The 14,375-nt window shown below is 72.6% G+C and carries 13 protein-coding genes; 7 read left to right on the top strand and 6 right to left on the bottom strand.

Going from position 1 to position 14,375, the window contains the following annotated elements:
- The first annotated feature begins 137 nt into the window (after positions 1–137).
- Both ACIRPX_RS10070 and ACIRPX_RS10065 read left to right on the top strand, forming a co-directional pair.
- Entirely contained in the window at positions 138–1,133 is a 996-nt protein-coding gene (locus ACIRPX_RS10070; RefSeq protein WP_404190938.1) for an esterase/lipase family protein, read from the top strand.
- A 208-nt stretch (positions 1,134–1,341) separates the two neighbouring features.
- Positions 1,342–2,481, top strand: coding sequence for a ferritin-like protein (locus ACIRPX_RS10065; protein ID WP_404190935.1), 1,140 nt, complete (start codon positions 1,342–1,344; stop codon positions 2,479–2,481).
- A 57-nt stretch (positions 2,482–2,538) separates the two neighbouring features.
- Here the strand turns inward: ACIRPX_RS10065 and ACIRPX_RS10060 are convergent, their stop codons facing one another.
- Positions 2,539–3,180 (bottom strand): methyltransferase family protein, encoded by a 642-nt coding sequence (locus tag ACIRPX_RS10060; RefSeq protein WP_404190932.1) that lies wholly within the window; start codon positions 3,178–3,180, stop codon positions 2,539–2,541.
- 274 nt (positions 3,181–3,454) lie between these two features.
- Here ACIRPX_RS10060 and ACIRPX_RS10055 point away from each other — a divergent pair, with 274 nt between their 5' ends.
- The 3 genes from ACIRPX_RS10055 to ACIRPX_RS10045 all read left to right on the top strand — a co-directional run bounded on the left by ACIRPX_RS10055 (position 3,455) and on the right by ACIRPX_RS10045 (position 7,296).
- Positions 3,455–4,723, top strand: coding sequence for an alpha/beta hydrolase family protein (locus tag ACIRPX_RS10055; protein WP_404190929.1), 1,269 nt, complete (start codon positions 3,455–3,457; stop codon positions 4,721–4,723).
- Positions 4,724–4,986: 263 nt separating this feature from the next.
- Complete coding sequence (locus ACIRPX_RS10050; RefSeq protein ID WP_384266744.1) at positions 4,987–5,190, top strand: cold-shock protein; 204 nt, start codon at positions 4,987–4,989, stop codon at positions 5,188–5,190.
- Between the two features lie 87 nt (positions 5,191–5,277).
- Entirely contained in the window at positions 5,278–7,296 is a 2,019-nt protein-coding gene (locus tag ACIRPX_RS10045; protein ID WP_404190926.1) for a DEAD/DEAH box helicase, read from the top strand.
- 163 nt (positions 7,297–7,459) lie between these two features.
- Here ACIRPX_RS10045 and ACIRPX_RS10040 read toward each other — a convergent pair whose 3' ends face one another.
- Positions 7,460–8,134, bottom strand: coding sequence for a hypothetical protein (locus tag ACIRPX_RS10040; RefSeq protein WP_404190923.1), 675 nt, complete (start codon positions 8,132–8,134; stop codon positions 7,460–7,462).
- Between the two features lie 266 nt (positions 8,135–8,400).
- Here ACIRPX_RS10040 and ACIRPX_RS10035 point away from each other — a divergent pair, with 266 nt between their 5' ends.
- Positions 8,401–9,234 (top strand): DUF1062 domain-containing protein, encoded by an 834-nt coding sequence (locus ACIRPX_RS10035; protein WP_404190921.1) that lies wholly within the window; start codon positions 8,401–8,403, stop codon positions 9,232–9,234.
- Positions 9,227–10,048, top strand: a complete 822-nt coding sequence (locus ACIRPX_RS10030; protein ID WP_404190919.1) for an SAM-dependent methyltransferase — start codon at positions 9,227–9,229, stop codon at positions 10,046–10,048. The genes ACIRPX_RS10035 and ACIRPX_RS10030 overlap by 8 nt, the downstream gene beginning before the upstream one ends.
- A gap of 87 nt (positions 10,049–10,135) precedes the next feature.
- Here the strand turns inward: ACIRPX_RS10030 and gap are convergent, their stop codons facing one another.
- The 4 genes from gap to ACIRPX_RS10010 all read right to left on the bottom strand — a co-directional run bounded on the left by gap (position 10,136) and on the right by ACIRPX_RS10010 (position 14,201).
- Positions 10,136–11,134 (bottom strand): type I glyceraldehyde-3-phosphate dehydrogenase, encoded by a 999-nt coding sequence (gap, locus tag ACIRPX_RS10025; RefSeq protein ID WP_404190916.1) that lies wholly within the window; start codon positions 11,132–11,134, stop codon positions 10,136–10,138.
- Positions 11,135–11,254: 120 nt separating this feature from the next.
- Positions 11,255–12,211 (bottom strand): GlxA family transcriptional regulator, encoded by a 957-nt coding sequence (locus ACIRPX_RS10020; protein ID WP_404190913.1) that lies wholly within the window; start codon positions 12,209–12,211, stop codon positions 11,255–11,257.
- 135 nt (positions 12,212–12,346) lie between these two features.
- The gene (locus ACIRPX_RS10015; RefSeq protein ID WP_404190911.1) at positions 12,347–13,762 is read right to left on the bottom strand and encodes an MFS transporter; all 1,416 of its coding nucleotides are present in this window, start codon (positions 13,760–13,762) and stop codon (positions 12,347–12,349) included.
- The gene (locus ACIRPX_RS10010; protein ID WP_404190908.1) at positions 13,755–14,201 is read right to left on the bottom strand and encodes a MarR family winged helix-turn-helix transcriptional regulator; all 447 of its coding nucleotides are present in this window, start codon (positions 14,199–14,201) and stop codon (positions 13,755–13,757) included. Before ACIRPX_RS10010 ends, ACIRPX_RS10015 begins: the two co-directional genes overlap by 8 nt.
- Between the last annotated feature and the right edge of the window lie 174 nt (positions 14,202–14,375).

Raw genomic sequence — 14,375 nt, 5'->3', positions numbered from 1 at the left:
CCCCGGGGTCGTCGCGCGGGGGCCCAGCGGGGCGCCCGGGGGGGCGGGGGGGCGGGGGGGGGGGGGGGGGGGCGGCCCCGGGGGCCCCCCCCCCCCCCCACCCTCCCACACCCCGTCACCGGGAGGTGCGCACCTTCATGCGCCGCATCCTCAAGGCCGCAGGAACCGCCCTGGCCGCCGTGGTCTGCCTGACCGCCGCGGTCCCCGCCGCCGCGGCCGCCCCGCCCAGACCCCACCCTGCCGCCGCCTGGGCCCCCGCCACCGCGTCCGCCAACCCCTTCGGCTACCTGGGGGCGCTCAGCACCGGCCTCGCCGCGATGGCCTCGCTGCCGGACCCCGACCGCTCCCCGGCCGGATCCAACGACTTCGGCTGCAAGCCCTCGGCCGCCCATCCCTATCCGGTGGTGCTGGTCCACGGCACCTTCGCCAACGCCTACGACAGTTGGAGCGGGCTCGCCCCGGTGCTCAAGAACGCCGGCTACTGCGTCTTCGCCCTCAACTACGGCGAGAGCAGGCCCCACGCCCTGATGAAGGCGACTGCCCATGTGCCGGTCTCGGCGAGGCAACTGGCCTCCTACGTCGACAAGGTGCTGGCCGCCACCGGCGCCTCGAAGGTCGACCTCGTGGGCCACTCCCAGGGCGGCGGTCTGACGCCCGAGTGGTATCTGCGCTTCAACGGCGGCGCCGCGAAGGTGCGTCAGCTCGTCGGCATCAACCCCAGCAATCACGGCACCAACGCATCCGGACTGGCCGACCTGCTGGACACGGCACTGGACGTGGCGGGCCGGGCCGGCAAACCGCTCGGCCTGGACAGCCCCGCCGTCAGGGACCAGACGACCGGCTCCCCGGTGCTCCAGCGGCTCTACGCCAACGGCGACACCGAGCCCGGCGTCACGTACACCACCCTCGTCACCCGCACCGATCTGGTGGTGACCCCCTACACCAACCAGTTCCTCAAGGCCGGCCCCGGCGCGACCGTCCACAACATCCTGCTGCAGGACAAGTGCCCGCTGGACCTCACGGGCCACGTGGGCGGCGTGTACGACCCGAACATCAACCGGCTGGTGCTCAACGCCCTGGACCCCGCGCACGCCGAACCGGTGCGCTGCGCGCTCATGCCGGTCCCGGTGTGAGCCCGACCGCGCCGCCGGGGCCTCGTCCGGGCCCCGGAGGCGTGCTCCGCGGCCGGGCCGTGACCCGTTGGACTGTCAGGGTGGTGGACGCGTCGCCCGGGCAGCGTGCGCCCGGGAAGCGCGGTGTCGGCTGCTAGCTTCCAGAGCTGTCGGAGGGTCCCGTCCATCTCGTACGGAGACGGGGCCATTGCTATGAGCTGAGGCGAAATTGACTGGTACGACAGAAGATTCGGACAGCCCGGCAGTTGCCCCCTTCAAGCGCAGGAGTTTCCTCGCCACGGCCGCCCTCGCGGCCGGCGCTCCGGTCGCGGCCACCGGCCCCGCACAGGCCGCGGCACGGCCGGCGAACACGGCGACCGCCGCACCCGGCCACCACTCCGTGGCACGTCTGCTGGCCGTACCCGAGGACGGCCGCGGAATGAGCTGGCTGCGCAACGCCCTCCAGGTCGCGGTCGCCCTCGAACTCGCCACGATTCCTCCCTACTTGTGCGGCTGGTGGTCCATCAAGGACCGCGGCAGCGAGGCGGCCCGGCTGATCCGGCGCATCGTCGGCGACGAGATGTTCCACCTCGGCGTGGTCTGCAACCTCCTGGTGTCCGTGGGCGGACGGCCGCGGATCAAGGCAGCGGCGTCCACCTACCCCGGCCCGCTGCCCGGCGGCGTACGGCCCGGAGTCACCGTGTACCTGTCGGGCCTGACCCGGTCCCTCGTGCACGACGTCATGATGGCCATCGAGGCCCCCGACCGACCGCTCGCCCGCAGCATCGCGGCCGAACCCAGCGTCGGGACCTTCTACGACGACATCCTGCGGGCCTTCCGCAGGGTGGCACCGGACCTCCAGGGACGAGGACAACTGTCCGCGCGCATCGGCTCCGACGTGCTGGAACCGGTGCGGACCCCGGACGACGTCATGCGCGCCATCGAGATCATCAAGGAGCAGGGCGAGGGCACCACCAGCTCACCCGCCACGGCCTTCGACGACGACTACCCCGCGCACTACTACGCCTTCGGCGAGATCTACCACGGCCGTCGGCTGCGCGAGAGCGACGGCGACTGGGAGTTCACCGGCGCGCCCGTGCCCTTCCCCGACACGCGCCCCATGGCCCCGGTCCCGGTCGGCGGCTGGTCCGACGCGCGGGGCGAGGTACGTCGGCTCCTGGACGGTTTCGACGCCACCTACCACGCCGTCCTGCAGAACCTGGAGATGGCCTGGGCCGGCGGTGGCCACCGCACCCTGCGCACGGCCATCCACACGATGCGCGGCCTGGAGCGCCCTGCCGTGGAGCTGATGGAGCGCTCGATCCCCGACGCGCCCGGCAACTACGGCCCCCAGTTCCGCCCCTTCTGACCGGTCCGGGCAACGCCTGCTCCGCCCGGTCCTGACCGGAGTCGCCCGCCCCGCTCTCTAGTGCTGCTCGCCGCCGACACGGCGGGTGCCGGTCGGAGCGGGGCGCAGCCGTGGCAGGAGCGCCGGGACGTCGGCGCGGTAGGCGTCGTAGGCGGCGCCGAACTGATGGGCCATCAGCTCGTCCTCCTTCCGCACCCGGCGCAGCAGCCACGGCACGGCGACCGCCACGCACGCCGTCCAGACGCCGAACCCGCAGGCCAGCATGGCGCCGACGAGCAGGCCGAGGAGGCCGGTGTATATCGGGTGCCGGACCAGCCCGTAGGGGCCGTCCGTACGCAGCTCGTGGTGCTCCTGGACCATCGGCACGCTGGCCCACATCGTGCCCAGGACCCAGCGGGCCCACAGCAGCAGAGCGGTGGACACGACGGCCAGCAAGCCGCCCAGAAGGGCGATTTCGGGCTGCCAGTACTGCAAGTGGTGCCAGAAGTCCTGCACGTGTCTGATCAGGGCGGCGAAGATCCAGGCGCCCGCGACCAGCGGTATCCGGCGTGGCAGCTCGCGACGCAGTCCGCGCGTCCAGCCCGGCAGACCGTGCCGGCTCTTCACGCCGAAGTACACGGCGCCCGTGAGCCAGGCCACGGCGAAGACCACGAAGCAGACGCCGATCAGGACGACGAGTGCCGAGTGCAGTGAACTCATGCCTCAAGGGTGCTCCGCGCGGTCGGCCGATCACCACCACCCACGGGTCGATGGACACGTCTCCACCCGGGGATGGAGGAAAACCCCCAGCCCCGGTGGCGGGCCCACCGGATGGTGACGATCACGCCGAGCCGGAACGCTGTACGTGATCGCTCCACGCGGCGTGATCACCACGCACGTACCGGCAACCGCCCACCGACCGGCGGCTGCGCTCGTGTCAGCCGGCTGCACTCACATCGACCAGCTGCGCTCGTATCGACCAAGGGGACCAGTCATGCAGACTCGCCGTTCCGTTCTGATGTCGGCCACCGCCGCCTTCGCCGCGTCCGCACTCCCGGCACGTGCCGCGTCCAGGCCACCGGCGTCCTCCGCGTCTCCCGCGACCCGCGCGTCGCGCGAGAACGGGCTGGTGCGGCTGACCCTGCCCGGGCCGAGTGGTCCGCACCCGGTGGGGACGGTCTCGCTGCACCTGGTCGACGGCACCCGTTCCGATCCCTGGGTCACCTCGCAGCCGTACCGGGAGCTCATGATCGACGTCCGCTACCCGGCCCGGACCGTCGCCGGACACCGGCGCGCGCCCCAGATGCTGCCCGGCGCGGCCGCCGGATTCGCCGCGCTGAACAGCTTCTCCGACGTGCCCGCCGACAAGGTCGACTGGGCGGCCACCCGCACCCATGCGCACGAAGGAGCCCCGGTCGAGCGCGGCAGCGGCCCGTTCCCGGTCGTCCTCCACTCACCGGGCGCCGGCGACCCCCGCACCCTGGGCACGACCCTCTGCGACGACCTCGCCTCGCGTGGCTACGTCGTGGTGAGCGTGGACCACACCTACGACGCGTCGGCCGTCGAGTTTCCCGGCGGCCGCGTCGAGGACTCCGTGCTGCCCGCCGCGTACGCCGAGGCATCCCCCGACGAGAAGCGCATCAGGGCGCTGCTCAAGAAGACGATCGGCGTACGGGTGGCCGACACCCGCTTCGTGCTCGACGCCCTGCCGAGCGCCCTGCCCCGGACCTTGCGCGGCATGCTGGACTTCGGTCACCTCGGCATGTTCGGCCAGTCGGCGGGCGGCTTCACCGCCCTGCAGGCGATGCACGACGATCCGCGCATCGCCGCCGCGGCGGACCTGGACGGCCTGCTCGCGCACCAGCAGGAGGACAGCACCCCCGGCCACCTCTCCACCGTGGCCGCCGACGGCGTCGACCGCCCCTTCCTGCTGATCGGCAAGGACGGCAACGACCTGCGGACCGTACCCTCCTGGAAGGCCGTGTGGCGGCACAGCCACGGCCGGCACCGGGGCCTGAGCCTGCGCGGGGCGGAACACGCCACGTACACGGACGCCGTGGCCCTGATCCCGCAGATCGCCCGCCGGCTGGGGCTGCCTCGCAAGACCGTCGTGAAGAACATCGGCACGATCGCGCCGAGCCACGCCATCGGTGCCGAACGGGGGTACATCGCCGCCTTCTTCGACCGCTGGCTGCGCGGCCGGGACGATCACGGGCTGCTGGACGGGCCCTCGGGCCGCTACCCGGAGGCGCGGTTCTTCTGACGGTCCGGGTCGCGCGAGAGCCGTTCAGGCAGTTCGAGCGGTTCGGGTCGTTCGAGCGGTTCAGGTGGTTCGAGCGGTTCGAGCGGGAGCCCCGACACGCCTCGCCGATCATCCGCCGGCCGCCATGTTGTGCTACGGTTTCCGAGTTGCAGTTGTGGTACCCATGAACCTATGTGCGCCTGACGGGAATGTTTCTCCTTCAGGCGCATAATTTGTTTTCCGGCATCTCCGGATGGGGCCATTGCCTACAGAAGGAGAAAGTCATGGCACAGGGCACCGTGAAGTGGTTCAACTCTGAAAAGGGTTTCGGCTTCATCGAGCAGGACGGCGGCGGTCCGGACGTCTTCGCCCACTACTCGAACATCGCGACCCAGGGCTTCCGTGAGCTCCAGGACGGTCAGCGGGTCTCGTTCGACGTCACGCAGGGCCAGAAGGGCCCGCAGGCGGAGAACATCGTCCCCGCCTGATCGCAGGACGCGTATCCGCTCACCGGGGTCCGCACCTTCATGGTGCGGACCCCGGTTTGTGCTGTTTCCAGGAAGGCAGACAACCGAATGTCCCGCAGGTCCCAGAAGCCGAATCGGCGCGCCTCGTCCCCCGCACCGTCCGCGCAGTCGCCGCGGGAATTCCGGCTGCCCGAAAGCATGACCCCCGCACTTCCCGCCGTCGAGGACTTCGCCGGTATGGACATGCCCGCGGGGCTGCTGAAGACCCTCACCGCACAAGGCGTGACGACCCCCTTCCCCATTCAGGCCGCCACCCTGCCGAATTCACTGGCCGGACGTGACCTGCTGGGGCGCGGACGCACCGGATCCGGCAAGACGCTCGCGTTCGGGCTGGCGCTTCTGGCCCGTACGGCCGGGCTGCGGGCGGAGCCCAAGGCGCCCCTGGCCCTCGTGCTGGTGCCCACCCGGGAACTGGCCCAGCAGGTGACGGACGCGCTGACCCCGTATGCGACGGCCGTGAACCTGCGGCTGGCCACCGTCGTCGGCGGGCTCTCCATCACCAAGCAGGCCGGTGCGCTCCGGCGCGGCGCGGAGGTGGTCGTGGCCAGCCCCGGCAGGCTCAACGACCTGGTGGAACGCGGTGACTGCGTGCTGGACCAGGTCGGCATCACGGTGCTGGACGAAGCCGACCAGATGACCGACATCGGCTTCCTGCCGCAGATCACCAAGCTGATGCGGCTGGTACGGCCCGACGGACAGCGGATGCTCTTCTCGGCCACCCTGGACCGCAACATCGACCGTCTGGTGAAGCAGTTCCTCAACGACCCCGTGGTGCATTCGGTGGACCCGTCCGCGGGGGCCGTGACCACCATGGAGCACCACGTCCTCCATGTGCAGGACGAGACCGACAAGAAGGCCGTCACCACGCGCATCGCGGCCCGTGACGGCCGGGTCATCCTCTTCCTCGACACCAAGAGGTCCGCCGACCGGCTCGCCAAGCGGCTGCTGGCCGTCGGCGTCCGTGCCGCGGCACTGCACGGCGGCCGCTCCCAGCCGCAGCGCAACCGCACGCTGGAACAGTTCAAGAACGGCCAGGTCACCGCCTTGGTGGCGACGAACGTGGCGGCGCGGGGCATACACATCGACGACCTCGACCTCGTCGTGAACGTCGATCCCCCCACCGACCACAAGGACTACGTCCACCGTGGCGGCCGTACGGCCCGGGCCGGCGGCTCCGGGAGCGTCGTCACGCTCGTCCTGCCCGAGCAGAAGCGGGACGTCACCCGGCTCATGTCGGACGCGAACATCCGCCCCCGGACGGCACGCATCAGATCGAGCGACGCCGAACTGGCCACCATCACCGGCGCCCGCGAGCCGTCCGGTGTGGCCGTCACCATCGAACTCCCCGAGCCGCCTCCGGCACCGAAGGCGTCCCGCCCGGACCGGAAGACCGGGACGAGGGCGAGCAGGCGGTCCGGCCGCCGCCGAAGCGGTGCGGCCGGGTCGATGACGAGTGCCGCCGCCGGTACGGAGGGCCGCGCGTCGGGCCGACGGGCCGCCGCCGGCACGGAGGTCCGGGGAGCGGGCCGGACCACCGGCGCCGGCGCCGACGGCCGCGGATCGGGTCAGAGCGCCGTCGCGGGCGGCGAGAGCCGCAGACCGGAACGGCGCACCACGGCCGACGCGGACAGCCGCGGAGCGGGACGACGCGCCGCTGCCGGTGCTGAGGACCGCGGGTCGGGGCGGCGCACCGCGGCCCGTGCCGAGAGCCGTGGATCGGGGCAGAGCGCTGTCGCCGGTGGCGAGAGCCGCGGCTCGGGGCGGCGCACCGCGGCCGATGGTGACCGCCGCGGAGCGGGACGTCGCGCCGCTGCCGGTGTGGCGGGGGGCGGGGGTGACTCCGCTCCCGGTCAGCGTGGTGCTGGACGCCGGGCGGGGGCCGGAGGGGGCGGTCGCGGCGCCGACCGCCAGGCCGCGGGCGACGCCGCGACCGGTGGCGCCACCGGCAAGGCCGGTCGCGGGTCCGGGCGGCGGCCGGCTGCCGGCGGGAGCGCGAGCGGTACCGGCAAGGCGGGCGGGCGCGGCACCGACCGTCGGGGCGGAAACCGCCGTACCTCCGCGACCTAGAGGGCGGAAGGCGGCGGCGCCGGGCTGGTCTGCCTTGGGCTCTGCGCCGCCGCGACCGGCAGGCCGCTCCCGCCGGAGCGGTCTGCCGGGAGCCGTGCCGCCGCGCCTTCCAGACGCAGCGGCGCGGCACCCGCGTCCATCGCCCGCACGCTCTCGCGGGCCCTCAGCTCCGGTCGAGCAGCCCCACGACCTTCCGGGCGGCCGACGATCCGGTGGTCGTCAGCCGGGCCCATGACCCGTCGCGGAAGCGGATCTTGACGTCGGACTCGTTCATGCTGAACGGCTTGACCTCCGCACCGGCCACGTCGTGCCGCGGCACCTCCCAGAGGACGGCCTCGGACCCCGGTACCCTGCCGCCGCCGCCCCATCCGAAGAAGCGGTTGCCGCGCGCCGTGTCCTCGTAGGACGTGATGCGTACGCACCCGTCGGAGTCGGCGAGTTCGAGCTCGGTGACGGTCCGCCAGGGCCGCCGGGAGGGATCGAGCTGCCAGGGCAGGGTGCGAGCCGTCTCGCCCCGGGCCGCCCACATCACGGGGAAGTCGTCTACCTCGTTCTCGCGTTCCTCCAGCCTTCCGCGCCTGTCGGGCGACGACGGGCTGTTGAAGAGGGCGGCGATGATGTGGAGAGGCAGCATCAGCGGGCCGCCGACGACGGTTCTCGTGTGCCGGCCCAGTCGGCCGAAGAACCCTCGGACCGCGAAGGGCCGTCCGGGGGGCCAGCCGGGCAGTTCCGCCTCTATGTCGTTGCGCTCGTGGTCGCGGAACGAGCGCCGATTCGCCACCGAGGCGGCCGTGCCGCCGGCGAACTCGATGCGGAACCGCTCGTGTTGCGCGTCCATCTGCCCCGTCTCTCCCCGGCCCGAAGTGGCGGGTCAACTATGCCAAGGAAAACGAGTTGCCTGCGGGGCCCGGCTTCGATCAGGATCGCCCGCATGGATCTGTAACCGCTGCCACGTACCCGCAGTCGACCTGTCGCGCGATCGCCTCGGAGCCTGACGACCCGGCCCCGGGGCGGCACCCGCGTCCTCGTGTGCACCCGTCAGATCCCAGGAGCCGCGGCCTGGGCCGCGTGAGCTTCTGCCGAGCCCGGAAATCAACCGCATCCATGAATACCGCCCGCAAGGCCCGCTGGGCCGTGCGTCAGTCCGCCCTGCCCACCGTCGTGAAACCCTGTCTGGACTGCGGCGGCACGCGTCACCGCCCCTCCGGCAAGTTCCGCGTCAACGCGAACGGCAAGCGCCTCGATGTCTGGCTGCTCCTGAACTGCGTTCTGTGCGACCGCACTTCGAAGGTGCCGGTCCATGAACGCACCCACGTGTCCTCGCTGGAGCCCGCCCGCCTGACGGCCTACGAGTCCAACGACCCCACCGCGGTGGGGCAATGGGCGATGAGTGCGGCGTTGGCCGCGAAGAACGCGTACCGCCTCGACTGGACCGGCACGTGGCACCTTCTGACCGACGCGCCTCTCCACGAACCCGACGCCCCGGCACCGCTCATGGTGACGGTCGGCTTCGAACTGCCCGCGCCGGTCCGCGTCGAACGGCTTCTCACACTCGGTCTCGGCGTCAGCCGGACCGAGGTACGACGGATGCTCGCCGCCGGCCGGATCCAGCTGCCGATGGCGCCCGGTGCCAGGACCCGTCGGGACTTCGAGTTCACCGTCGAGCGAGGTGGCACCGCCGGGCTCGCGGCGGACTCGGCGGTGACGGTCTCCGGCGCACCCCGGCGAGCCGTACCCGCGGCACACCACGCGAGTCCGCGTGCATCCGTGTGCCGCATGTGCAGCCGGGTGACGGGACTGCCCGGGGAAGGCGACCGATCGGCCGGCGGACGGGCGGGCAAGGGGCCGCCAAGATCCGGGAATCGGTGGCCCGAACCGACACCGCCCGCTACGTTGTCGCTTGCCACCAGCGGCGAGCAAGGAGCGTGTCATGCCTGAGGAGTCGGCCGACGATCGTGAGGCGGTGCTGGCGCGGCTGGATCTCAACACCCCGCATTCGGCACGGGTGTGGAACTACTGGCTGGGCGGCAAGGACAACTACGCCCCCGACCGCGCCATGGGCGATCAAGTCCTGGAGTACTTCCCGGAGATCGTCGACGCCGCGCGTGCCGACCGGGCGTTCCTCGGCCGGGCGGTGCGTCACCTGGTCGACGACGCGGGCATCCGCCAGTTCCTCGACCTGGGCACCGGCCTGCCCACGGCGGACAACACCCACGAGGTCGCCCAGCGGCTGGCACCCGACGCGCGGATCGTCTACGTGGACAACGATCCCCTGGTCCTGGTCCACGCCCAGGCGCTGCTCACCAGCAGCCCCGAGGGCGTCACGGACTACATCGACGGGGACGTCCACCACCCCGGCACGATCCTCGAAGGCGCCGCCCGCACACTGGACTTCGACCGGCCGGTCGCGCTCATGCTGCTGGGCATCATGCAGTTCGTGAACGACGACGAGGAGTCGTACGAGATCGTCGACCGCCTCGTCGCCGCCCTGCCGTCCGGCAGCTATCTGGCCCTCGCCCATCCCACCGCCGAGGTGCACACCGAGGCCATGACCGCGGCGGTCGCCAGCTGGAACGAACAGGGCTCGGCCCCGATGAAGCTCCGCAGCCGTGAGCAACTGCTGCGCTTCTTCCAGGGGTTGGAGCTGCTCGAGCCGGGTGTGGTGTCCTGCTCGCGCTGGCGTGCCGAGCAGCCGGAGATCGGCGAGATCGTCGACGTGACGCAGTTCTGCGGAGTGGCCCGCAAGCCCTGACGCACGTCGCGACGGCGAGCCGGCGGCCTCACACGGTGTGCGGGGCCGGGCTCGCCGTCGCGGCGGCCGTCGCGCGGTGGCTGCGGGTCAGCGCGCGGCGAGCAGTTCCAGCGTGTCGATGACGCGGTGGGAGAAGCCCCACTCGTTGTCGTACCAGGCGACCACCTTGACGTGGCGGCCGTCGACGCGGGTGAGGGCCGAGTCGAAGATGGACGAGGCCGGGTTGCCGGTGATGTCGGAGGAGACCAGGGGGTCCTCCGAGTACTCGAGGACGCCGGCCAGCGGGCCCTCGGCCGCGGCGCGGTAGGCCGCCAGGATCTCGTCGCGGGTCACGTCGCGGGCGACGGTCGTGTTGAGCTCGACGATGGAGCCGACCGGGACCGGTACGCGGATCGAGTCGCCGGACAGCTTGCCGTCGAGGCCCGGCAGGACGAGGCCGATCGCCTTGGCGGCGCCGGTCGTGGTCGGCACGATGTTGACGCCGGCGGCGCGGGCGCGGCGGGCGTCGCGGTGCGGGCCGTCCTGCAGGTTCTGCTCCTGCGTGTAGGCGTGCACGGTGGTCATGAACCCGTGCTCGATGCCCGCGAGGTCGTCGAGGACGGAGGCGAGCGGGGCGAGCGCGTTGGTCGTGCACGAGGCGTTGGAGACGACCGTGTGCAGCTCCGCGTCGTAGGCGTCGGTGTTGACGCCGTAGGCGAGGGTCACGTCGGCGCCGTCCGACGGCGCGCTGACGAGGACCTTGCGGGCACCCGCGTCGAGGTGGGCGCGGGCGGCCTTGGCCGAGGTGAAGCGGCCGGTGGACTCCAGCGCGATGTCGACGCCCAGTTCGGCCCAGGGCAGCTGCGCCGGGTCGCGCTCGGCGAGCACCTTGATGCGGCGGCCGTCGACGACGAGCGTGTCGCCGTCGACGCTCACCGGGCGGCCGAGGCGGCCGGCCGTGGAGTCGTAGGCGAGGAGGCGGGCGAGGGTGGCGGGCTCGGTGAGGTCGTTGACGGCGACGACCTCCAGGTCGCTGTCGCGCTCGAGCAGGGCACGCAGCACATTGCGTCCGATGCGGCCGAATCCGTTGATGGCGATGCGAGTCATGACTGTCCCTTGGTGTCCCTGTCATTCGGTACGTCACCAGCCTCGCGCGGCGGGTCCGGTCCTGGCCGTGGCGTGAGCGCCATGGTTCGCAAGGATCGCGCCAAGCCGCCGCCGGGCGGGCTACTCGCCGCGGGTGAAGGTGCGCCGGTACTCGCTGGGTGTCGTGCCGAGGATGCGCTGGAAGTGCATGCGCAGGTTGGCGCCCGTGCCGAGCCCGACGTCGTTGGCGATCTGCTCGACGCTGCGCCCGGAGCGCTCCAGCAGCTCGCGGGCCCGGTCCACGCGCGCCCGCATGACCCACTGCATCGGGGTGTATCCGGTGTCCTCGACGAAGCGCCGCGAGAAAGTGCGCGGTGAGACGGCCGCGTGCTGGGCGAGTGTCTCCAGGCCGAGGGGTTCGTCGAGGCGGTGCAGCGCCCACTCGCGGGTGGCGGCGAACCGCTCCCCGAGCGGCTCGGGCACGCTGCGCGGCACGTACTGCGCCTGGCCGCCGCTGCGGTAGGGGGCGGCGACCAGGCGCCGGGCCGCGTGGTTGGAGGCGGCCACTCCGAGGTCGGCGCGCAGGATGTGCAGGCACAGGTCGATGCCCGACGCGGCGCCGGCCGACGTCAGGACGCTGCCCTCGTCGACGAAGAGGACGTTCTCGTCGACCTGGACACGCGGGTGCTTGCGGGCGAGGGCGCGGGTGTAGTGCCAGTGCGTCGTGGCGCGCCTGCCGTCGAGCAGGCCCGTCGCGGCGAGCGCGAAGGCTCCCGTGGAGATCGCGGCGAGCCGCGCGCCCCGGTCGTGGGCGGCGATCAGCGCGTCGACGACGGTCCGCGGCGGGTCCTCACGGTCCGGGAACCGGTAGCCGGGCACGAACACGATGTCCGCCCAGGCGAGGGCGTCGAGACCGTCGGCGACGTGGTAGGCCAGCCCGTCACCGCCGGTGACCAGGCCGGGCGCCGCGCCGCACACCCGCACCTCGTACGGCATGCTCCGGCGGGTCGTGAACACCTGCGCGGGAATCCCGACGTCGAGCGGCTTCGCGCCCTCCAGCACCAGGACGGCGACGCGTTGCAGGCGGGAGGTGGGCACGAGGACAGGGTACGAGGGGTGCGGGGCGCAGACGATCATCCGGTGCCGGCCGCGGTCCGGCTCCGGCCGCCGTCCGGCACTCCGCGGTCTCGGCACTCCGCCACGGCACCCGGAGGCCGTGTCCGCGTGGCGCGGTCAGGACGTGCGGTCGCCCGCGTCGGCCGGCAGGCGCCGCAGGCTTCGGTCGACGACGGTGAGGAGGAGGTAGAGGACGCCCGCGCCGAGCATGATCCAGGCGAGGTGGTGCATGCCGGAGGTGCCGGCGCGCTGCCCGAAGGAGGCGGCGGTGGCGGACGAGGCGACCATCGAGCCCAGGTAGGCGAACGTCCGCAGCAGGCCGGCCGAGGAGGCGGTGCGCTCGGGGTCGGACTGGAAGTACACGGAGTTCTGCAGCGCCAGGCTGTTGGCGCCCTGCGGCACGCCGAAGATCACGGCCAGCAGGAGCAGCGTCCACACGGCGCTGTCCTCGGTGAGGGTGAGCATCAGGACGCAGGCGGCGATCTGGCCGGCGCCGCCGAGCAGGAGCTTGCCGAGGACTCCGTTGCTCCGGCCGACGGTGACGGAGACGGCGATGCCCACCAGGAACATCGGTATCTGGACCAGCCCGGCACGGAAGGGCGTGAGCCCGTAGCTCTCCTCGGTCCACTGGGTGAAGCCGTAGAGGAAGGCGTAGGAGACGACGTACGCCACGAGTGCGCGTCCGTAGGTGGCCAGCAGGGGTGGGTTGCCGCCCAGGACCCGCAGGTCGATGAAGGGGGTTTCGGCGCGCAGCTCCCGTACGGCGAAGCCCGTTCCGGCGGCGGCGGTGATCACCGGGAGGTACCAGGTGCCGGCGTGCGGGTTCATCAGGAACAGCAGGAGTGAGAAGAGCACGGCGGCGAACAGGGCCATGCCCGGCAGGTCGATCTGCGCGGCCAGGCGGCCCCGGACGGCCGCGCCGGTGCCCGGCTGCCCGGGCAGGCGCAGCGCGCCGAGGGTGACCGCGACGGCGGCGAGGGGGATGTTGAGGGCGAAGGTGGCGCGCCAGCCGCCCGCGCCGATCAGCAGGCCGCCGAGCAGGGGGCCGACCACGGCGATGGTCTGGTTGGCGACCGCCAGCGCGGTCAGCACGCCGGCGGGGCTGTCGCGCCCGGTGCGTGCGGCCTCGCTGCGCAGCAGGGCCATGGCGGCGGGGTAGCCGGCGCAGGTGCCGAAGCCGAGCAGGACCCGGGCCGCGATCAGGACGCCGAGGCCGGGGGCGAGGGTGCCGACGACTCCGGCGACGCCGACGAGGGCGGTGCTGAAGAGGAAGAGGCGGCGCGGCCCGAGGACGTCGATCAGGCGGCCGACGATCGGCTGCCCGAGGGCGGTGGCCAGGTAGAGGGCCGAGACCAGCCAGGCGGTCTGCGAGGGCGGCGCTCCGAACCCGGCGCCGATGGGCACGAGGGCGACCGCGATGACGGTGGAGTTGATCGGGTTGAGGACCGAGCCCAGGATCATCGGGGGTAGGAGCCGGCGGTCGAAGCCCGCCTTTCCGGTGTCCCCGCGTGTCGCGGTGGCCGGGTCAGTCATGGATGAGCCGCTTGAGTACGGCCATGGCGGCGATCACGCTCTGCCGCTCCTCCTCGGTGCACTTGCGCTGCAGCTGGTCGGCGAGCCATTCGCCGCGGGCCGCGCGGCCCTCCTCGGCCCGCCGGCGGCCGTCGGCGGTGAGCGCGATGAGCATGCGTCTGCCGTCGCCGGGGTCCCGGTGGCGTTCGACCAGTCCCAGGCCGTCCAGGGCGGCGACCGTGCTCGCCATCGACTGGTGCCGCATGCCTTCGACGGCGGCGAGATCGCTGACCGTGAGCCCCTCGGTGTCCGTCAGGCGGGCCAGCACCGACGCCTGGGTGAGGCTGATGTCCCCGGTGTCCGCGGCCGCGCGGATACGGCGGCGCAGGCGCCCGACGACGGACCGCACGTCCTGCGAGGCGCGGACGGCGGAGGGCGACGGCTCGGCGTGTGCGCTCACGGTCCCCACCGTAGAACCATCAGCTTTAACTGTCCAGTTTGCCTGCGCAGGTGACCTGTACGACTGCCGGACCGGAGCGGCACCCGGCGAACCCCTGACCACTTTCTTGCGGCGCTCTCACCTCCACCGGGTGAACCGGGCGCGCCCCGCTTACCTCTACATGCTGTAGTAGCC

This window comes from Streptomyces sp. NPDC101225 (assembly GCF_044767585.1).
Classification (GTDB): domain Bacteria; phylum Actinomycetota; class Actinomycetes; order Streptomycetales; family Streptomycetaceae; genus Streptomyces.
The sequence above is the reverse complement of the archived record's forward strand: the minus strand, read 5'-3'. Positions and strand labels throughout refer to the sequence as shown.